This is a genomic window from Sutcliffiella halmapala, assembly GCF_002019665.1.
GTDB lineage: Bacteria > Bacillota > Bacilli > Bacillales > Bacillaceae_I > Sutcliffiella_A > Sutcliffiella_A halmapala.
Genome location: NZ_KV917375.1, coordinates 725,888 through 745,527 on the forward strand (window position 1 = coordinate 725,888; position 19,640 = coordinate 745,527).

17 protein-coding genes, 1 tRNA gene and 1 pseudogene are annotated in these 19,640 nt (G+C 40.2%); 17 read left to right on the plus strand and 2 right to left on the minus strand.

The features are described 5' to 3' along the window. Positions 1–190: 190 nt before the first annotated feature. The 6 genes from trxB to BK580_RS03310 all read left to right on the plus strand — a co-directional run bounded on the left by trxB (position 191) and on the right by BK580_RS03310 (position 5,307). Positions 191–1,153: a thioredoxin-disulfide reductase gene (trxB, locus tag BK580_RS03285; protein WP_078378954.1), complete on the plus strand. Its 963-nt coding sequence runs from the start codon at positions 191–193 to the stop codon at positions 1,151–1,153. 483 nt (positions 1,154–1,636) lie between these two features. Next, positions 1,637–2,095 (plus strand): 8-oxo-dGTP diphosphatase, encoded by a 459-nt coding sequence (locus BK580_RS03290; RefSeq protein WP_078378955.1) that lies wholly within the window; start codon positions 1,637–1,639, stop codon positions 2,093–2,095. Positions 2,096–2,113: 18 nt separating this feature from the next. Beyond that, on the plus strand, positions 2,114–3,004 hold the full coding sequence (gene rapZ / locus BK580_RS03295) for an RNase adapter RapZ (protein ID WP_078378956.1): 891 nt from the start codon (positions 2,114–2,116) through the stop codon (positions 3,002–3,004). Next, positions 3,004–3,969, plus strand: coding sequence for a gluconeogenesis factor YvcK family protein (locus tag BK580_RS03300; protein WP_078378957.1), 966 nt, complete (start codon positions 3,004–3,006; stop codon positions 3,967–3,969). The genes rapZ and BK580_RS03300 overlap by 1 nt, the downstream gene beginning before the upstream one ends. A gap of 106 nt (positions 3,970–4,075) precedes the next feature. Beyond that, positions 4,076–5,020: a DNA-binding protein WhiA gene (whiA, locus tag BK580_RS03305; RefSeq protein WP_078378958.1), complete on the plus strand. Its 945-nt coding sequence runs from the start codon at positions 4,076–4,078 to the stop codon at positions 5,018–5,020. Between the two features lie 29 nt (positions 5,021–5,049). Then, positions 5,050–5,307 carry an HPr family phosphocarrier protein gene (locus BK580_RS03310; RefSeq protein WP_078378959.1) on the plus strand — a complete coding sequence of 86 codons (258 nt, stop codon included), beginning with the start codon at positions 5,050–5,052 and terminating at the stop codon, positions 5,305–5,307. Between the two features lie 246 nt (positions 5,308–5,553). Here BK580_RS03310 and clpP read toward each other — a convergent pair whose 3' ends face one another. Continuing rightward, positions 5,554–6,135, minus strand: a complete 582-nt coding sequence (gene clpP / locus BK580_RS03315) for an ATP-dependent Clp endopeptidase proteolytic subunit ClpP (RefSeq protein WP_078378961.1) — start codon at positions 6,133–6,135, stop codon at positions 5,554–5,556. 623 nt (positions 6,136–6,758) lie between these two features. Here clpP and BK580_RS03325 point away from each other — a divergent pair. The 11 genes and pseudogenes from BK580_RS03325 to secG all read left to right on the plus strand — a co-directional run. After that, positions 6,759–8,273: pseudogene (locus BK580_RS03325) on the plus strand (catalase); the annotation flags it as partial. A gap of 578 nt (positions 8,274–8,851) precedes the next feature. Continuing rightward, positions 8,852–8,929 (plus strand) — tRNA-Arg (locus BK580_RS03330). 413 nt (positions 8,930–9,342) lie between these two features. After that, positions 9,343–10,623, plus strand: a complete 1,281-nt coding sequence (gene rpoN / locus BK580_RS03335; protein ID WP_408055254.1) for an RNA polymerase factor sigma-54 — start codon at positions 9,343–9,345, stop codon at positions 10,621–10,623. Positions 10,624–10,638: 15 nt separating this feature from the next. Further along, positions 10,639–10,881 (plus strand): glutaredoxin family protein, encoded by a 243-nt coding sequence (locus BK580_RS03340; protein ID WP_078378969.1) that lies wholly within the window; start codon positions 10,639–10,641, stop codon positions 10,879–10,881. 143 nt (positions 10,882–11,024) lie between these two features. Beyond that, positions 11,025–12,044 carry a sugar-binding transcriptional regulator gene (locus BK580_RS03345; RefSeq protein WP_078378971.1) on the plus strand — a complete coding sequence of 340 codons (1,020 nt, stop codon included), beginning with the start codon at positions 11,025–11,027 and terminating at the stop codon, positions 12,042–12,044. Positions 12,045–12,295: 251 nt separating this feature from the next. Then, entirely contained in the window at positions 12,296–13,303 is a 1,008-nt protein-coding gene (gene gap / locus BK580_RS03350; RefSeq protein ID WP_078378972.1) for a type I glyceraldehyde-3-phosphate dehydrogenase, read from the plus strand. Between the two features lie 199 nt (positions 13,304–13,502). Next, the gene (locus BK580_RS03355; protein WP_078378973.1) at positions 13,503–14,687 is read left to right on the plus strand and encodes a phosphoglycerate kinase; all 1,185 of its coding nucleotides are present in this window, start codon (positions 13,503–13,505) and stop codon (positions 14,685–14,687) included. A gap of 92 nt (positions 14,688–14,779) precedes the next feature. Continuing rightward, complete coding sequence (tpiA, locus tag BK580_RS03360) at positions 14,780–15,541, plus strand: triose-phosphate isomerase (RefSeq protein ID WP_078378974.1); 762 nt, start codon at positions 14,780–14,782, stop codon at positions 15,539–15,541. Further along, on the plus strand, positions 15,534–17,069 hold the full coding sequence (gpmI, locus tag BK580_RS03365; RefSeq protein WP_078378976.1) for a 2,3-bisphosphoglycerate-independent phosphoglycerate mutase: 1,536 nt from the start codon (positions 15,534–15,536) through the stop codon (positions 17,067–17,069). Before tpiA ends, gpmI begins: the two co-directional genes overlap by 8 nt. Positions 17,070–17,296: 227 nt before the next feature. After that, on the plus strand, positions 17,297–18,592 hold the full coding sequence (eno, locus tag BK580_RS03370) for a phosphopyruvate hydratase (RefSeq protein ID WP_078378978.1): 1,296 nt from the start codon (positions 17,297–17,299) through the stop codon (positions 18,590–18,592). Between the two features lie 194 nt (positions 18,593–18,786). Further along, positions 18,787–19,017, plus strand: coding sequence for a preprotein translocase subunit SecG (secG, locus tag BK580_RS03375; protein WP_078378980.1), 231 nt, complete (start codon positions 18,787–18,789; stop codon positions 19,015–19,017). A 116-nt stretch (positions 19,018–19,133) separates the two neighbouring features. Here the strand turns inward: secG and BK580_RS03380 are convergent, their stop codons facing one another. Continuing rightward, positions 19,134–19,367 carry a hypothetical protein gene (locus BK580_RS03380; protein ID WP_078378982.1) on the minus strand — a complete coding sequence of 78 codons (234 nt, stop codon included), beginning with the start codon at positions 19,365–19,367 and terminating at the stop codon, positions 19,134–19,136. Between the last annotated feature and the right edge of the window lie 273 nt (positions 19,368–19,640).

Genomic DNA, 19,640 nt, shown 5'->3' on the forward strand with positions numbered 1-19,640 from the left:
ACCAAGCAATAATTCCATCCATTTGAGCAAAATGTTGGACGAATAACTGGTCTGTTATATAGGATAGTAACTGGGAATACTTTTACTAGATGGATTCCATCATACACAAATCAAAAATCTTAAAACAGGACGAAGATATAATGTCCTTTCATTAAAATAGCGACGGAAAGTCTTTAAAGGAGTGGACAACATGACAGAAGAGAAAATTTATGATGTTGTAATTATCGGAGCAGGACCGGCTGGAATGACGGCAGCGGTGTACACCTCTCGTGCAAATTTAAGTACGTTAATGATTGAGCGTGGAATGCCAGGTGGACAAATGGCGAACACGGAGGAAGTTGAGAACTATCCTGGGTTCGATCACATCTTAGGGCCAGAACTATCAACTAAAATGTTTGATCACGCGAAAAAATTCGGTGCAGAATATGCATACGGAGATGTTAAAGAAATAGTTGATGGCAAAGAATATAAAACAGTGAACGCTGGAAGTAAGTCTTATAAAGCACGTACTGTGATTATTTCAAGTGGAGCAGAATATAAGAAGATTGGTGTACCTGGTGAGAAAGAACTTGGCGGACGTGGTGTTTCTTACTGTGCGGTATGTGATGGAGCATTCTTTAAAGGGAAAGAGTTAGTGGTCGTAGGTGGAGGAGATTCTGCAGTAGAAGAAGGAGTATACTTAACTCGCTTCGCTTCTAAAGTAACAATTGTGCATCGCCGTGATGAACTTCGTGCGCAAAAAATCCTTCAACAACGTGCATTTGACAATGAAAAAATTGATTTCATTTGGAGCCATACTGTAAAAGAAGTTAATGAAAAGGACGGGAAAGTGGGAAGTGTTACGCTAGTTAACACGAAGGATGGAGAAGAAAAAGAATTCCAAGCAGATGGTGTCTTCATTTATGTGGGAATGCTTCCTCTTACAAAACCATTCTTAAGCTTAGGTATTACTAATGATATGGGGTATATTGAAACAAACGAACTTATGGAAACACGTGTACCTGGAATCTTTGCAGCTGGTGATATTCGCGAGAAAACATTACGTCAAATTGTCACAGCTACAGGAGACGGAAGTATTGCTGCACAAAGTGCTCAGCATTATGTGGAAGAGCTAATGGAAGAGTTAAAGGTTCAAGAAGCGGAAAAAATCTAAGAGACTTGTTGAGCTTGTGGGTATTTTGACTTATTTTGTCGAAACATCCTCTTAATCAAATCGTAACTATGCTTTAACGTTGTTGTAACAGCATTGAAATAATAATCAGTTATTATAAAAGTAGTAATTGACCCCCTTTTATAAATATAGTTGACGGCACGGGTTCCCTTTTTCCCGTGTCCTTTTTTTATGCTCTTTTTTAACTGTTTGGCAGGAATTCTTACATGCTTGTTCTATAACGTTATCATGATATGCTATACTACAATTAGTAAAGCGTTTACATATGGATTGTGGAATCGATACCTGTTTTATTTTAGATTACATTTTGCACCTTAGACAAAGTTTTCTAGATAAGTTCAGTAATTTGTAGAACTTTACTGTGTCTTATTCAAGCTTTTTACAGTAGAATAGAAATGATACACTTGGCTAGTTTTATTTTTCGGATAGTTGCAAGACAGCTAAGAGATTGAGGTGGTAATAGTCATGCAAAGGGTAACGAATTGTGTGGTAGTACGTGATAATAAGGTGCTTTTATTACAAAAACCTAGACGTGGCTGGTGGGTAGCACCTGGCGGTAAAATGGAGCACGGGGAATCAGTTAAAGATTCAGTAATCCGAGAATATCGCGAAGAAACAGGCATATATTTAAAAAATCCTACCCTCAAGGGTGTTTTTACATTTGTGATAAAAGAAGGAAATGAGATTGTTTCAGAATGGATGATGTTCACATTTTTGGCTACAGAGTATGATGGTCAAAATGTGAAGGAGTCTGAAGAAGGAACAATTGAATGGCATAAAACCGAAGACATTGCAGGATTGCCAATGGCTCCGGGAGATTTTCATATATTAGATTACTTAATAAAAGGATCTGGAATGATATTCGGTACGTTTACGTATACTCCTGATTTTGAGTTATTATCTTACCGTCTTGATCCTAATTAGCAAAGGAGAAGAAGCGACATGAGTACAGGTACTGGCAGTGATGTGGAATTAGTCATTATTACTGGAATGAGTGGAGCTGGTAAAACAGTTGCCATTCAAAGTTTAGAGGATTTGGGCTTTTTCTGTGTGGACAATCTTCCTCCGACGCTACTTCCTAAGTTTTTAGAGTTGATGGAAGAATCAGGGAACAAGATGAATAAAGTAGCGCTAGTGATGGATTTAAGAGGTCGCGAGTTCTTTGACAGTTTATTTGAGGCGCTTGACGACATATCTGAGTTATCTTGGGTTACGCCGCAAATTTTATTTTTAGATGCTAAAGATACTGTTCTCGTTAGTCGTTATAAAGAAACAAGAAGATCTCATCCATTAGCAAAGACAGGCTTACCACTTGAGGGTATTGAGCATGAGCGTGAGTTGTTAGAAGAGCTAAAAGGACGTGCGCAACTAATTCTTGATACTTCCAACTTAAAGCCGCGAGAGCTAAGAGAGAAAATCCTCAAACAATTTGCAACGCACTCCAAACAAACTTTCAAGGTGAACGTTCTTTCCTTCGGATTTAAGTATGGGATTCCAATTGATGCAGATTTAGTTTTTGATGTACGCTTTTTACCAAACCCGCATTATATAGATCATATGAGACCGATGACTGGTTTAGATGAAGAAGTTTCATCTTATGTGTTAAAATGGTCCGAAACACAGAAATTTGTTGAAAAATTGACTGACTTATTAAGCTTCATGCTTCCTTATTATAAGCGAGAAGGGAAAAGCCAGCTAGTTATTGCGATAGGTTGTACAGGTGGCCAACATCGCTCGGTCACTTTGGCAGAGTACTTTGCAAAGCATTATAAGGATGAATATGACACGCTCATTACACATCGAGATATTGAAAGACGAAAGGATAAGCGCTGATGAAACGTCAAAAACTTCCGAAAATCGTCATTCTCGGTGGGGGAACAGGACTTCCTGTCTTACTCCGAGGCCTAAAACATTATGATGTGGATATAACTGCTATTGTAACAGTAGCGGATGATGGCGGTAGCTCCGGAAGATTACGTGATGAGTTGCACATTCCACCTCCAGGAGATGTTCGCAATGTATTAGCTGCTTTATCTGATGTCGAGCCTTTAATAGAAGATCTTTTTCAGCATCGCTTTAAATCAGGAAATGGCTTATCTGGTCATTCGCTTGGGAATCTATTATTAGCTGCGATGACAACGATAACGGGCGACTTTGTTCATGCGATTCGTGAAATGAGCAAGGTGCTAAATGTGAGAGGGAAGGTATTGCCAGCAGCGAATCAAAGTGTTGTCTTGCATGCTGAAATGGAGGATAGCACCATCATCTCTGGTGAATCGAAAATCCCTATTTACGGAAAGAAAATAAAGCGAGTTTTTCTTTCTCCAGAAAACGTGGAGCCTTTGCAGGAATCAGTAGAAGAAATCAAAAAGGCTGATTTAATTATTGTAGGGCCGGGAAGCTTATATACCAGCATTCTACCCAATCTGTTAGTACCGAAAATTGGAGAAGCTGTTTGTCAATCCAAAGCGAAAAAAGTATATATTTGTAATGTCATGACACAGGCTGGCGAAACCTTGCATTACACCGCAAGTGACCATGTAAGAGCCTTGTATGATCATCTGGATTGTCGCTTTATGGACACGATCTTAGTCAATGAAGAGGACATTCCGGAAGAGATAAAGGTCCGTTACAAAAAAGAATACGCTACTCCTGTTGTATACGATATTGCTGCTTTGTCCGATTTAGGATTAGAGATTGTCCATGACAAAATTATCCGATATGAAGATGGGTATATTAGACATGACACGCAAAAAGTTGCAGCATTGTTGTACTCTATGATAAATATTAAAGACTAGAAAAAATGCAAACGGATGCAAATTTCAGGTGGTTAGAGATGAGGCTTTATTAAAAACTTCTCATCGCTTCCCCATAACATTTCTATTCACTGGGGGGTGATCAATCGTGTCCTATGCTTCCGAAACCAAAAAAGAGTTAACAACGATTGAGATAAAAGATTGTTGTGTCAAAGCTGAACTTGCAGCACTCATTCGAATGAACGGTACCTTATCCTTTTCCAATCGAAAATTGATTCTCGACATTCAAACGGAAAACGCTGCCATAGCAAGAAGAATCTATACGTTAACGAAGAAAATCTATGATGTTCGAGTAGAGCTTTTAGTACGAAAGAAAATGCGTTTGAAAAAAAATAACGTGTACATTGTTCGATATGCCGAGCAAGCACATTATATTTTAGACGAGTTAAAGATTTTAAAGGATGGCTTCACATTTGTGCGGGACATTTCACCTGAACTAATTGCTAAAAAATGTTGTAAACGCTCCTATTTAAGAGGTGCCTTTCTAGCAGGTGGGTCTGTAAACAATCCAGAAACGTCATCCTATCATTTAGAAATTTTTTCGCTCTACCATGAACACAACGAATCTTTATGTGAACTAATGAATATGTTTCACCTAAACAGTAAAACGCTTGAACGTAAGAAAGGGTTTATCACTTATTTAAAAGAGGCTGAAAAGATTGCCGAATTTTTAAGCATTATTGGTGCCCATCAAGCATTATTGAAATTCGAAGATATCCGCATCGTACGAGACATGAGAAATTCCGTTAATCGCCTTGTCAATTGTGAAACAGCGAACTTAAACAAAACAATCGGTGCTGCAATTAGACAGGTCGATAATATTCGTTTTATCGATCGTACAGTGGGGCTTCATATATTACCAGATAAATTAAGAGAAATTGCTGAGCTTCGCGTTAACTACCAAGACGTCACCTTAAAGGAGCTTGGGGAAATGGTTTCAAGCGGCACCATCAGTAAGTCAGGAATTAATCATCGCCTTCGCAAAATTGATGAGATTGCCGATAAGCTGCGTGCAGGAGAAACAGTTCAATAATAATATAGAGAAATAGAGGAGGAATTGTAATGGTACAAAAACAAGTAGATGTTCGATTGAAAACAGGATTACAAGCACGCCCTGCAGCACTATTCGTACAAGAAGCAAACCGCTTCTCAGCCGATGTTTTTCTAGAAAAAGACGGCAAAAAGGTAAATGCTAAAAGTATCATGGGTCTCATGAGCTTAGCGATCGGATCTGGCACAACCATCACCTTAATCGCAGATGGCCACGACGAAAACGACGCAATCGCAGCACTAACCACATACGTCCAACAAGAAAACTAAGGAGAGGGGATGCCACGCTTACAGAGCCGGTATCCTTTTTTTTGTTTATATTGAAATAACAATTTTAAAAGTTAATCCAAAATCAAACTTCGCAAAGCCAAGGTACACCTGAATTATGAAAATACGTTAATCAAACGTTTGTTTAAAAAATACTATATCTAGATATAAAATCACTTAAACCAACTCTCAGCTGAAAACACAAAAATCCCGCCTGACTATTAGTCAGGCGGGATTTTATAAGTGTTCTTAGCTATTTTTAATTACTTTATCAATTAATCCATATTCTAGTGCTCTTTCTGCTGTCATGAAGTTGTCGCGGTCTGTGTCGCGTGCGATTACTTCGATTGGCTGACCAGTGTTTTCAGAAAGGATTGTGTTTAGCTTATCGCGTAAGAATAGGATGCGTTTTGCTGCGATCTCGATTTCTGTCGCTTGTCCTTGCGCTCCACCAAGTGGTTGGTGAATCATGACTTCACTGCTAGGTAAAGCAAAGCGTTTGCCTTTTGCACCTGCAGATAATAGGAATGCTCCCATGGAAGCTGCCATTCCAACACACATTGTACTTACGTTTGGCTTAATGAAATTCATTGTATCGTAGATTGCCATACCTGCTGTAATAGAACCACCTGGGCTATTAATGTAAAGCGAGATATCCTTCTCTGGGTCTTCGGCAGCTAAGAATAGTAGCTGAGCGACAATTGAGTTTGCCACATTATCATCAATTGCACTACCAAGCAAAATAATGCGGTCTTTTAATAATCGGGAATAAATGTCATACGCACGCTCTCCGCGGCTAGTTTGTTCAATAACTGTAGGAATTAAGTTCATCTCACTTTTCCTCCTTATGATTAGGTAATAAATGAAGATAGGTTTTATGTATTAGATTCTGTAACTACTAATGTGTTACAAGTTTCATTATAGACCTATCATCCATTAATAAGTATTTCAAAATCTTTATGTACTTTTATCATACATATAAGGTCAATAATGGTCAAATAAAAACTATCGCAAATAACCCTATTTTTCTCCATGTAATAATCATATCCACTCCTGTGAAAATTAAACTTGTTTTTTTGTTCTTTCTTGTATAAAAAAGAGGCTAGCTTTAAAAGAAGGGTAGTACATTGAACACCCTGTAGATTTCCGTGCCAGGCGTTCGCTTTCCGCGGAGCGCTTGTGGAGCCTCCTCGTCGCTGGCGCTCCTGCGGGGTCTCCCGAAACACGCTTCTCCCGCAGGAGTCTCACACCCTGCACTCCAATCTACAGGGGAGACGAGTTTAACATAGCGTTCAACTTTTTCATTATCCATGGTGCAATTATTCTTTGCATGAAAGGTCAAAAATTAAATTCACTTTGTATATTTTGGAAAACTTTGGCGCAAAGTAACGGGAGTTAATTTTTACCAAAGAAGGGTGTTGTGTTGGATGGAGCAGAATCAAGAACAGAATGAAATGCATGTAGGTACTTCTGTGGAGGGTGCTGGTGGGGCTTTTGATCGGCGTTTTGCTGCAGGGGAAACGGAAGAAACATTAACAACTAGACAGGGGCATCCGGTAACTGATAATCAGAATACGAGAACAGTAGGCAATCGGGGACCAACTGTATTAGAGAACTATGATTTTCTAGAAAAAATTACTCATTTTGATAGGGAGAGAGTGCCGGAGCGGGTGGTTCATGCTAGGGGTGCTGGGGCGCATGGATATTTTGAGGCCTATGGGAAAGCTGGGGATGAACCGGTTGAAAAATATACTAGAGCTAAGGTACTGTCAGGAGCAGGGAAACAAACTCCTGTTTTTGTACGCTTTTCTTCTGTGATTCATGGGGGGCATTCTCCTGAAACTTTACGTGATCCACGTGGGTTTGCGGTTAAATTTTATACGGAAGATGGAAATTGGGATTTGGTTGGGAATAACTTAAAGATTTTTTTTATTCGAGATCCTTTAAAGTTTCCAGACCTTGTCCATGCTTTTAAGCCTGATCCTGTAACTAATCGGCAAGATGGAGAAAGAATCTTTGATTTTATCTCGAATACTCCAGAGGCCATGCATATGATCACTTTTTTATTTTCGCCTTGGGGTATTCCTGCCAACTACCGTGAAATGCAAGGATCTGGCGTTAATACGTATAAATGGGTGAACAAGGATGGGAAAGCATGGTTGGTTAAATATCATTGGGAGCCGAAACAAGGTATCAAAAATTTAACCCAGGCAGATGCAGAAGAAATTCAAGGGAAGAACTTTAATCATGCAACTCAGGATTTGTATGAGGCGATCGAAAAAGAAAATTATCCAGAGTGGGAATTCTGTGTTCAGTTGATGGAGGACGGGGAGCACCCAGAGCTAGATTTCGATCCTTTAGATCCGACAAAATTGTGGCCTGAGGAGCAATTTCCGTTCCTACCAGTAGGTAAAATGGTATTGAATAAAAATCCAGAGAACTATTTTGCAGAGGTAGAACAGGCTGCTTTCGGAACGGGCGTGCTGGTGGACGGCTTAGATTTTTCGGATGACAAGCTGTTACAAGGAAGAACGTTTTCCTATTCTGATACACAACGCCATCGAGTAGGTACCAATTATTTGCAACTTCCGATTAATGCCCCGAAAAAGCATGTAGCGACGAACCAGCGTGACGGACAAATGACGATGCATGTCGATTTAGCGCCAGGACAAAACCCACATGTTAATTATGAGCCATCGACCCTTGGAGGCCTGAAGGAAGCTAAGCCTCAAGGGAAAGAGCATCGACCGCGTGTAGAGGGAGAAGTAACTCGTGAAGCGATTGACCGGAAAAATGATTACCAACAGGCTGGAGAAAGATACCGAATTTTTGAAGATTGGGAGCGCGATGAGCTAATCCGTAATCTTGTGGCAACCTTAAAGCCAGCGGATTCCAGAATTCAGCAAAAAATGGTGGAGCATTTTACAAAATGTGATGAGGAGTATGGGCGTCGTGTTGCAGAGGGATTAGGTATAACTGTAGGAGCAGGTAATACTGAATTTGCAGCCGAGGTTGCACCGAGTTCAGGTGTATTTCCACAAAGTGGTGGGTCGCCGATGGGAAGCGCTAAGGCAGCGGATGCAGTGCAAGAAGCAGAAGAAAAGGGACATGACGCAGACCCGTATTAAATGAAATTAAAGAAAGAACTCCTGACATATTCGGGAGTTCTTTCTAATTGCATAAAAATGTTACTGCTAAACTAAATAATCTAAAACTTGCCCAATTGTAAAAATAAGAAAAACTAAAATTATCGCTAATATAAACCAAGAAAATAAATGTTTTTTCCCACGAATGATGGATATTGAAAAATAGAACAAGACGCTAATAAAGGTAAGGAAGATTAGTACATTGATTAAATAGAAAAAGGCTTCCACCCACTTATGAATTCTATTAGTTTAATCTAATATTAACACAACGATTGGTTAGTATTATAGAATCGTGGAATAAAATGAAAGTATGCATCGTTTCGTATATTACTTGTTTTTTGGCTTGCTTGTATAATTACAACAAGCTATAATAGCGTATGGACACAATAATTTTTCGATTTGCGCTCGTAGCTCAGCGGATAGAGCGGTGGTTTCCGGTACCGCGTCATGCGGGGGTTCGATTCCCTCCGAGCGCGCCAAATTTAAATGATAGTTTTACTAATATACATAATAGGCCTCTTTCTCAATTGAGATTGGGGTCTTTTTTTATTTAAAAAGTTGATTTTTGAAAACGTAATACTTTTGTAACATTTTTTCGTCATTTTTTTGCATTGCCGCCTTAAAGCGGGAGTATATATGTAGGGGGAGGCACCTCTTCCAACATTTTTCGATTTAATAAATCAAGATTCTCATGTACAATAAGGATGCGCTTACATGAGGGTGATTTCGGTTGGCCAGCGAATATTATTTGTATGTATTTGGGTGTTAGCGTCCGGTATCTGACAAGGATAGGTGGGATTACGGACGGTTGCACTCGGATAAATGACCGGAGGGAGAATGAATTATGAAGCAAACTGTTGGTTTGTATCAAGAGCAGACGCTCAAGCTAGCTATGACGCAAGAGTTAAAGCAAGCAATTACATTATTACAGTATTCTTCACTGGAATTAGTCGATTTTTTACAAGAACAATCGTTAGAAAATCCTCTTTTGGAGCTGAAAGAATGGGAAACGCCGAGAGAGCTTGCTTCCTCTCGTGTTCGCCGTTTGAAACAAAGGAAAAATGGATCTAAGCAAGCTATTTCGATCGAAAATTTTAGTAAATACGGAGAAACACTTCACAATCATATTAATCAACAATTAGTAGACAGTTCTTTACCTTTAAAGGAGCAGCAGTTAGTTAAGCGTGTCGTTGATTTTGTGGATGAAAATGGTTATATCCAAGAAGATCTATCCGTTATTTCTGAGCAGCTAAAGGCATCTACCCAGAGAGTAGAAAATGCCCTGAATACTATCCAAAGCTTAGAACCAGCAGGACTCGGTGCAAGAAATTTAAAGGAATGTTTGTTGCTACAATTGAAGCGACTTCCAGAACGCATGCCTTTAGCAGAGAAAATATTGACTGAGGACTTTATACTCTTTGCAGAAAAAGCGTGGAAAACTTTAGCGAAAAAGCATGAAATAAGCTTACAGGATATTCAAGCTGTCCATAATGAGATTGTGAAATTAAACCCACGACCAGGGAGTAAATATGAGACGAGTGAAAAACCAAAATATATTATTCCGGATTTAATCGTGCAACAATTACACAATCAATTTGTCGTTTCCTTAAATGAAGATATTGTGCCACAAATCTCGATAAACAAAGAGTATAAGTTAAAGTTGCAACAAAAAAACGAAGTAGCAGCCTATCTTCAGGACAAATTCCAGCAATGCGAATGGATAGTAAAAAGCATGGAGCACCGAAAACATACGCTTGTGAAGGTGATGGAGGAAATCGTTGCTGCTCAGCAAAGCTTTTTCTTTAATGGTGCCTCATTTTTGAAACCGTTAACACTAAGGGACATTGCAGATCGTCTAAACGTTCACGAGTCAACTGTGAGCCGTGCAACAAAAGAAAAATACGTTCAAACACCATACGGGCTATTTGAATTAAAATACTTTTTTAGTCAAAGCTTGTCAGGAGCATATGACGAGGAAAAATCGACCAAGCAAGTACAACAGCTAGTAGAAGAATTAATTAAAGCGGAGGATAAACAAAAACCTTTATCTGATCAGCAGCTGACAAACCTGTTACAAAAGCAGTATCATATTGCTATCTCAAGAAGAACTGTTGCGAAGTATCGAGATTTATTGAATATTCCAAGTTCTGCAATGAGAAAGCGCTATGACTAGAAAGGTAGATGTAAAGTGAAGCTAGTATTTTACACAAAAGTGGATTGTTCCCTTTGTGAGAAGGCAAAAAAAGTCTTAAACGATCTACAAAATGAGATGGATTTTACCATAGAAGAAGTGGATATTTACCAGGACGATGTACTTTTAGAGAAATATCAGATTATGATTCCGGTAGTGGAACTTGAGGAAGAAATGCTTGGATATGGAATCATACACAAAGAAGAGATAAGAAAACGCTTACTTAAAAAAATCCGCTAAAGCCTAGTTGCATAAGGGTTTCACCTTTGTTACAATCAAATTGTAGCAGGGGTGATTTTTTTTACCGCTACTGGGACATAATATGTCTTAGCGGGACGTATTTAGTCCAATTAGGTAGAATACACCTTGAAGGGGAAGCTATAATGAAGCAGATTATTGAAGTACAAAAGAAATTGTTACCTGATGTTCTCTCCATTATGCAGAAACGATATGAAATATTGAGATACATAAGGTTGATGCAGCCAATTGGAAGAAGAAGCTTGTCAGGTAGTCTTGGTTTAAGTGAACGAGTGCTAAGAAGTGAAGTAGACTTTCTTAAAGTTCAGAACCTGATAAATGTTAGTGTTGCCGGCATGACATTAACCCAAGAAGGTTCCAGTCTTATAAAAAGCCTTGAAGAAATCATGAAAGAAGTTTCAGGTTTAAAGCTACTAGAAGCGGGAATAGAAGAAAAGTTAGGAATAACAAAGGTTGTCGTCGTTCCAGGTGACAGTGACCTATCCCCTTGGGTAAAAAAAGAAATGGGTCGAGCTTGTGTTACTACCATGAGAGAACGATTCCATGACGAAAATATCATTGCAGTTGCTGGCGGAACAACTATTTCCTCGGTTGCTGAAATGATGAAACCGGACGCGAAAAACCGCAAGTTATTATTTGTCCCTGCTCGAGGTGGGCTTGGAGAAAAGGTTCAAAACCAGGCAAACTCCATCTGTGCCACAATGGCCGAGAAGGCAACAGGCAACTATCGATTGCTGCATATCCCGGATCAGCTTAGCCATGAGTCGTACCAATCAATGATTGAAGAACCCTCTATAAAAGAAGTGATCTCGCTAATCAAAAATTCTAGTATGGTTATTCATGGGATTGGAGACGCTAAAACAATGGCAGAGCGCCGTAAAACTGCGCATGAAGATATGTTGAAAATTGAGAATGCAAATGCCGTTGCAGAAGCGTTTGGTTACTATTTTAATCAAGCTGGAGATGTCGTACATAAAGTACAAACCGTCGGAATGCAACTCGCAGATCTGGAAAAAATAGAATCTGTGATTGCAGTAGCTGGTGGTGCATCAAAAGCGAAAGCTATTCGAGCGTATCTAAAGAAAGCCCCCCATACCATCCTCATCACAGATGAAGGGGCAGCAAAAGAGTTAATTAGGGAGTAAAACCCCTTAATAAAAGGCTATGTTAAAGCTTATGGTAGATATTTAACTACCCCAAGCTGTTAATTGGAGCAATAGGCGAAGACTCCTGCGGGAGATAGCGTTTTGTGGAGACCCCGCAGGAGCGTCAGCGACGAGGAGGCTCCACAAGCGCCCCGCGGAAAGCGAAGCCTAGTGCGGAAATCAACAGCGACGTTTAACAGAGCCAATATAATATAAACAAAGTTCTTTTATATACTAAGGAGGAAAAAACAATGGCAGTAAAAATTGGTATTAACGGATTTGGTCGTATTGGACGTAACGTATTTCGTGCAGCTTTAAATAACTCTGAGGTAGAAGTAGTAGCAGTTAACGACTTAACAGACGCTAACATGTTAGCTCACCTTTTAAAGTATGACAGCATTCACGGCAAATTAAATGCAGACGTGAAAGTAGACGGTGACAACCTAGTTGTTGACGGCAAAACAATCAAAGTAACAGCTGAGCGTGACCCAGCGAAATTATCTTGGGGTGAGCTTGGAGCAGAAATAGTAGTTGAGTCTACTGGTTTCTTCACAAAACGTTCTGACGCTGCGAAACACTTAGAAGCTGGAGCGAAAAAAGTAATCATCTCTGCACCTGCATCTGATGAAGATATCACAATCGTAATGGGTGTTAACGAAGACAAGTACGATGCAGCTAACCACAACGTTATCTCTAACGCATCTTGTACAACAAACTGTTTAGCTCCATTTGCAAAAGTATTAAACGACAACTTTGGTATCAAACGTGGAATGATGACAACTGTTCACTCTTACACAAATGACCAACAAATCTTAGACTTACCACATAAAGATTACCGTCGTGCTCGTGCGGCAGCTGAAAACATCATCCCAACTACTACTGGAGCTGCAAAAGCAGTATCTCTAGTATTACCTGAATTAAAAGGTAAATTGAACGGTGGAGCAATGCGTGTTCCAACTCCAAACGTTTCATTAGTAGACTTAGTTGCTGAGCTTGACAAAGACGTAACGGCTGAAGAAGTAAATGCAGCATTCAAAGCAGCTGCTGAAGGTGACTTAAAAGGAATTCTTGGATACTCTGAAGAGCCACTAGTATCGGGTGACTATAATGGTAACCCTGAATCTTCTACAATCGATGCGCTTTCTACAATGGTAATGGAAGGCAGCATGGTAAAAGTAATCTCTTGGTACGATAACGAGAGCGGCTACTCTCACCGTGTAGTAGACCTAGCGAAATTCATCGCTTCTAAAGGGCTATAATAACTATCATTCAATAAGGTTCAAATCCAAGGGATAGCTTGTAGGATTTAACCCACCTTACAATATTACTTTCATTAAACTGACAAGCAATTTATAATAAGGAATGTGAAGTAGAGGGGGATAGGGGAACATACCCCTCCCTCTTTTCTCATGTTTTACAAAAGGATTAGTTTTTCCTAATAAAGGAGGCCGTTTTAAGATGAACAAAAAAAGTATTCGTGACATCGACGTAAAAGGAAAGCGCGTGTTTTGCCGTGTCGACTTCAACGTACCAATGAAAGATGGCGCAGTAACGGACGACACTCGTATTCGTGCTGCATTACCTACGATTCAGCATTTAGTAGATCAAGGTGCCAAGGTGTTACTTGCTAGCCATTTAGGTCGACCAAAAGGCCAAGTAGTAGAAGAGCTACGTTTAAATGCAGTGGCAACTCGCTTACAAGAGCTTTTAGGAAAAACTGTTACAAAAGTAGATGAAGCTTACGGAGATACAGTAAAAACAGCTGTTGCAGAACTAGCTGAAGGCGATGTTCTTTTACTAGAAAATGTTCGCTTCTACCCTGGTGAAGAAAAGAACGATCCAGAGCTTGCGAAAGCATTTGCTGAACTTGCAGATGTGTATGTGAACGACGCTTTTGGTGCTGCTCACCGTGCACATGCTTCAACGGAAGGAATTGCTCAGCACATTCCAGCTGTTGCAGGTCTTTTAATGGAAAAGGAATTAGAAGTATTAGGCAAAGCACTTTCTAACCCTGATCGTCCATTCACAGCAATCATTGGTGGAGCAAAGGTAAAAGATAAAATCGGTGTGATTGAAAATCTATTAAATAAAGTAGATAACATTATCATCGGTGGTGGACTTGCTTACACATTCATCAAGGCAAAAGGCTACGACGTTGGAAAGTCCCTTCTTGAAGAGGATAAAATTGACTTAGCTAAATCGTTTATGGAACAAGCAAAAGAAAAAGGCGTAAACTTCTATGTTCCTGTGGACGTAGTCGTTGCGGATGACTTCTCGAACGATGCAAATACAAAGGTTGTACCTATTGAAGAAATTCCAAGTGACTGGGAAGGCTTAGATGCTGGACCAAAATCACGCGAGATCTATGCGGACGTTATTAAAAACTCCAAGCTTGTTATTTGGAATGGCCCAATGGGAGTATTTGAATTAGATGCATTTGCTGGTGGAACAAAAGCAGTAGGACAAGCATTAGCAGAAGCAACCGATACATACTCTGTCATTGGTGGAGGAGACTCAGCGGCTGCGGTTGAAAAGTTCAATCTGGCAGACAAAATGAGCCATATCTCAACTGGTGGTGGCGCGTCGCTAGAATTCATGGAAGGCAAAGAGCTTCCAGGAGTAGTGGCGTTAAACGATAAGTAAAAATGAAAGTGGCAGTGTCTAATTACATTCCATCTAATTAGGCGCTGGAACTTGAATATATCGACCAATCCTAACTTGAAAGGAAGGATACCATGCGTAAACCAATTATTGCAGGTAACTGGAAAATGCACAAAGTACTTTCTGAAGCAACGAGCTTTGTAGAGGAAGTAAAAGGACTTGTTCCATCAACAGACAAAGTAGATGCAGTAGTATGTGCACCTGCCCTATTTTTAGAGCGACTTGTAACAAATGTGGAAGGCAAAGATTTAAAAATCGGTGCACAAAACATGCACTTTGAAGATAGCGGAGCTTTTACAGGTGAAACAAGCCCTGAAGCGCTAAAAGACTTAGGTGTGACATATGTCGTATTAGGTCACTCTGAGCGTCGTGAAATGTTTGCTGAAACAGACGAAACAGTAAACAAGAAAGTATTAGCTTCCTTCAAACATGGTTTACTTCCAATTGTTTGTTGCGGGGAAACGTTAGAAGAGCGTGAAGCAGGAAGTACTAATGATATCGTTGGCGAGCAAGTGAAAAAAGCTTTAACAGGCTTAACTGCAGACCAAGTGAAAACAGTTGTTGTAGCATATGAGCCAATCTGGGCAATCGGTACAGGTAAATCCTCGACAGCAGAGGATGCAAATGAGACATGCGCGTACATTCGTACTGTTATCGCATCTGAATTTGATCAAGCATCAGCAGACGCTGTTCGTATTCAATATGGTGGTAGCGTAAAACCGACAAACATCGCAGAATACATGGCTCAATCAGATATTGATGGAGCGCTTGTTGGCGGTGCAAGTCTAGAAGCACAATCTTTCCTACAGCTTTTGGAGGCAGGTAAGAATGAGTAAAAAGCCAGTAGCATTAATCATCTTAGACGGTTTTGCATTACGTGGAGAAACAATGGGTAATGCCGTTGCGCAAGCAAAAAAACCAAACTTTGATCATTTTTGGAATTCTTACCCTCATGCGCAACTAGTTGCTAGTGGGGAGCAGGTTGGTCTACCTGAAGGACAAATGGGTAACTCAGAGGTTGGCCATTTGAACATCGGAGCAGGTCGTGTCGTGTATCAAAGCTTAACTCGTGTCAATGTTGCTATTCGTGAAGGCGAATTCTTTGAAAATGAAACCTTTTTAAATGCAATCCATCATGCAAAAGAAAAAGGTACGAATCTTCATATTTTTGGTCTTCTTTCAGACGGTGGCGTTCATAGCCATATTCAACATCTTTTTGCGCTATTAAGACTAGCAAAAAAAGAAGGGCTAGATCGAGTATATATTCATGGCTTCCTAGATGGTCGTGATGTTGGACCACAAACTGCACCTAAGTATGTGGAACAATTAAATGAAGAATTACAAACACTTGGTATTGGTGAAATTGCAACGATTTCTGGTCGTTACTATTCAATGGATCGTGACAAGCGTTGGGACCGTGTTGAAAAATCATACCGTGCGATGGTGTATGGAGAAGGGCCTACTTACTCTAATGCCGTGGAATGTGTAAATGATTCTTATAACAACGGAATCTTTGATGAGTTTGTTCTTCCATCTGTCATGACAAAAGAAGATGGAAGTCCTGTAGCCACTATCCAAGATGAAGATGCGGTTATTTTCTATAATTTCCGCCCAGACCGAGCGATTCAAATATCTAATACGTTCACAAACAAGGATTTCCGTTCCTTTGACCGTGGACCAAAACACCCGAACAATCTACAATTTGTCTGTTTTACACACTTTAGTGAAACAGTCGACGGATATGTTGCATTTAAACCTGTTGGAATGGATAATACTTTAGGTGAAGTACTATCTCAAAACGGCTTAAGGCAATTACGTATTGCCGAAACAGAAAAATATCCACATGTTACCTTCTTTATGAGTGGCGGTCGTGAGGAAGCCTATCCAGGTGAGGAAAGAATTTTAATCAATTCCCCTAAAGTGGCAACCTATGACCTTCAACCAGAAATGAGCGCTTATGAAGTAACAAGTGCACTAGTTGCTGAAATTGAAGCAGAAAAACATGATGCAATTATCTTAAACTTCGCAAACCCTGATATGGTAGGGCACTCCGGAATGCTCGAACCAACAATTAAGGCTGTAGAAGTAACAGACGAATGCTTAGGAAAAGTAGTAAATGCGATTCTTGCAAAAGGTGGAGTAGCCATCATTACAGCAGATCACGGAAATGCCGATGAAGTCGTCACGACAGAAGGTAACCCAATGACTGCCCATACAACAAACCCTGTACCAGTGATCGTAACGCGCAAAGGTGCAGAGCTTCGTCAAGATGGAATACTTGGTGATCTTGCCCCAACAGTGTTAGACTTACTTGGAGTGGACAAACCAATTGAAATGACAGGTACATCTTTAATAAAGGGCTAAGTTAGAGCGCATTATTGATATTTAACTAACCCTAGCTGGTGATTGGAGCACAAGGCGAAGACTCCTGCGGGAGATAGCGTTTTGTGGAGACCCCACACCACAGGAGCGCCAGCGACGAGGAGGCTCCACAAGCGCCCCGCGGAAAGCGAAGCCTTGTGCGGAAATCAACAGCGGCGTATAACAGTGCCGAAAAATAAATTTTTTAAATTAAAAGGAGCGAAATAACCATGCCAATTATCTCTGATATTTATGCACGCGAAGTCTTAGACTCCCGCGGTAACCCAACAATCGAAGTAGAAGTTTACACAGAATCCGGTGCTTTCGGACGCGCTTTAGTTCCAAGTGGCGCATCTACTGGTGAATACGAAGCAGTTGAACTACGTGACGGTGACAAATCTCGTTACTTAGGAAAAGGTGTTCTTACAGCAGTTGACAACGTAAACGAAATCATTGCACCTGAATTAGTAGGTTTATTCGATGTACTTGAGCAAGTAGCAATCGACGAAGCTTTAATCGACCTTGACGGTACAGAAAACAAAGGGAAACTAGGAGCAAACGCAATCCTTGGTGTATCCATGGCAGTAGCTCGTGCAGCAGCTGACTTCCTAGAAGTTCCTTTATACCAATACTTAGGCGGATTCAACGCAAAAACTCTTCCAGTACCAATGATGAACATCATCAACGGTGGAGAGCACGCGGACAACAACGTAGACGTTCAAGAATTCATGGTTATGCCTGTTGGAGCAGAAGACTTCAAAGAAGCACTGCGTATGGGAGCTGAAATTTTCCACGCGTTAAAATCAGTATTAAGTGCAAAAGGCTTAAACACAGCTGTAGGTGACGAAGGCGGATTCGCTCCTAACCTAGGATCTAACGAAGAAGCACTTCAAACAATTATCGAAGCAATCGAAAAAGCTGGCTACACTCCTGGTGAGCAAGTAATGCTTGCAATGGACGTTGCAGCATCTGAGCTTTTCAATAAAGAAGACGGCAAGTACCACCTTTCTGGAGAAGGTAAAGTATTAACTTCTGAAGAAATGGTATCTTTCTACGAAGAGCTTGTATCTAAATACCCAATCATCTCTATTGAAGATGGATTAGACGAAAACGACTGGGATGGCCACAAGCTATTAACAGAGCGTATCGGAGGCAAGGTTCAACTAGTAGGAGACGATCTTTTCGTAACAAACACGAAAAAATTAGCGGAAGGTATCGAACGCAAAATCGGTAACTCCATCCTAATCAAAGTAAACCAAATCGGTACACTTACAGAAACCTTCGAAGCAATCGAAATGGCAAAACGTGCAGGTTACACAGCAGTAATCTCTCATCGTTCTGGTGAAACAGAAGACAGCACAATCGCTGACCTAGCTGTAGCAACAAACGCTGGCCAAATCAAAACAGGTGCACCATCCCGTACAGACCGTGTAGCGAAATACAACCAACTTCTTCGCATCGAAGACCAACTTGGTGATACAGCTCGCTACGACGGCTTACGTTCATTCTACAACCTGAAAAAATAATTTATCAAAAGAACCTAACCGATTAATTTCGGCGGGTTCTTTTTTTCTAAAATACCAAAAAACAACCCCCAAAAACCTACTTCCACCCCCTCAAAAACCCACCACACTCCCTTGCTTTTCCTCTTGTCCACCTTGTCATTTTGTGGTACATTTAATATAATCACATATGTGCGTTTCGCAGGAGGTGTAGTTACATGACATTATTTTTAACTATTCTACTAATTATCGTAGCACTAGCTCTTATTACAGTTGTTTTACTTCAATCAGGTAAAAGTGCAGGTCTTTCAGGAGCAATCTCCGGTGGAGCAGAAACACTTTTCGGAAAACAAAAAGCGCGTGGTCTAGACCTAATTCTACACCGTACAACAGTTGTTCTTTCCGTGTTATTCTTCATCCTAACACTGACTATTGCGTATTTTGCTTAATTAAATAAACCCACTTTCTTAGTTTCGTATCTATGAAGGTGTACGAAAAAACAGTGCAATTCGTCAATGAATTAGCACTGTTTTTTGTTGATTTCCTTATCTTTACAAGCTTAATATTAAAATTTATCCTTCATTAACGGAGATAATAGTGCTGGAACAAGATATTCATCTTCTTTTGCCATTTCTTTTAGACAGCTATTGCAAATCGCCCCACTACCTAAAAAAGGATGACCGTATTTCTTTAAGATATCTTGAGTGAAAATATCATTACTATCCGTCCGAATAATTTCAAATCCCCGCCTTAAAATCGTTGGAATTCCGACTTGGCAACCAATACAAGCCTTTACCAATTTGAGTTTACTCCCCTCATTTATAGTGTACGATCCCCGCTAGGTCAAAACTCATCTTCAACAAAATGCTTCGTTAATTAATTAAGTTTATGTCGTAATAGCAGCACTGTTCACTTAATGAAAATAAAAAATAGTGTAGCATACGAAAGCCCTCGTTAAAGCCCGCTGTTGATTTCCGCATTAGGCTTCGCTTTCCGCGGGGCGCTTGTGGAGCCTCCTCGGCTTTGCCTGTGGGGGTCTCCACAAAACGCTATCTCCCGCAGGAGTCTGCGC

Excerpts from the sequence above, each read along its gene's own strand:
- trxB (WP_078378954.1), top strand. The coding sequence starts at position 191 with ATGACAGAAGAGAAAATTTATGATGTTGTAATTATCGGAGCAGGACCG.
- BK580_RS03355 (WP_078378973.1), top strand. The coding sequence starts at position 13,503 with ATGAACAAAAAAAGTATTCGTGACATCGACGTAAAAGGAAAGCGCGTG.
- gpmI (WP_078378976.1), top strand. The coding sequence starts at position 15,534 with ATGAGTAAAAAGCCAGTAGCATTAATCATCTTAGACGGTTTTGCATTA.
- BK580_RS03300 (WP_078378957.1), top strand. The coding sequence starts at position 3,004 with ATGAAACGTCAAAAACTTCCGAAAATCGTCATTCTCGGTGGGGGAACA.
- tpiA (WP_078378974.1), top strand. The coding sequence starts at position 14,780 with ATGCGTAAACCAATTATTGCAGGTAACTGGAAAATGCACAAAGTACTT.
- gap (WP_078378972.1), top strand. The coding sequence starts at position 12,296 with ATGGCAGTAAAAATTGGTATTAACGGATTTGGTCGTATTGGACGTAAC.
- BK580_RS03310 (WP_078378959.1), top strand. The coding sequence starts at position 5,050 with ATGGTACAAAAACAAGTAGATGTTCGATTGAAAACAGGATTACAAGCA.
- rapZ (WP_078378956.1), top strand. The coding sequence starts at position 2,114 with ATGAGTACAGGTACTGGCAGTGATGTGGAATTAGTCATTATTACTGGA.
- BK580_RS03290 (WP_078378955.1), top strand. The coding sequence starts at position 1,637 with ATGCAAAGGGTAACGAATTGTGTGGTAGTACGTGATAATAAGGTGCTT.
- clpP (WP_078378961.1), bottom strand. The coding sequence starts at position 6,135 with ATGAACTTAATTCCTACAGTTATTGAACAAACTAGCCGCGGAGAGCGT.
- secG (WP_078378980.1), top strand. The coding sequence starts at position 18,787 with ATGACATTATTTTTAACTATTCTACTAATTATCGTAGCACTAGCTCTT.
- rpoN (WP_408055254.1), top strand. The coding sequence starts at position 9,343 with ATGACGCAAGAGTTAAAGCAAGCAATTACATTATTACAGTATTCTTCA.
- eno (WP_078378978.1), top strand. The coding sequence starts at position 17,297 with ATGCCAATTATCTCTGATATTTATGCACGCGAAGTCTTAGACTCCCGC.
- BK580_RS03345 (WP_078378971.1), top strand. The coding sequence starts at position 11,025 with ATGAAGCAGATTATTGAAGTACAAAAGAAATTGTTACCTGATGTTCTC.